This window comes from Citrobacter sp. TBCS-14 (assembly GCF_005280805.1).
GTDB classification, from domain to species: domain Bacteria; phylum Pseudomonadota; class Gammaproteobacteria; order Enterobacterales; family Enterobacteriaceae; genus Citrobacter; species Citrobacter gillenii.
In genome coordinates this window covers 1-215 of the sequence record NZ_SZWM01000131.1, presented here as the reverse complement: position 1 = coordinate 215, position 215 = coordinate 1, and the positions used below count along the sequence as shown (strand labels likewise).

At 41.9% G+C, this 215-nt stretch carries 1 pseudogene; it reads right to left on the bottom strand.

Annotated elements, in window-relative coordinates:
* Positions 1–147 (bottom strand): annotated as a pseudogene (locus FDX22_RS30390) (IS21-like element ISCbo2 family helper ATPase IstB); the annotation flags it as partial.
* Positions 148–215: the final 68 nt, after the last annotated feature.

The following is a 215-nucleotide window of genomic DNA, read 5'->3' as shown; positions in this document are numbered from 1 at the left end:
TTCACGAAGTTCTTCACTCAAGAGTTCATGAAGGCCCTCTACTAAGGAAATATCCGCATGCTCATCTAAGAACTCTGGTAAGAGCTGACGCACACGATCGAGTTTTAAATGGTCCAATTGGTTGAGTAATTGATGATAAGTTGTCATAAGCGCTCCCTTCACAATAAATCGTAGGCTTGAAGATTCTCATCCACATAAGCCTCTAGTTCGTCTTC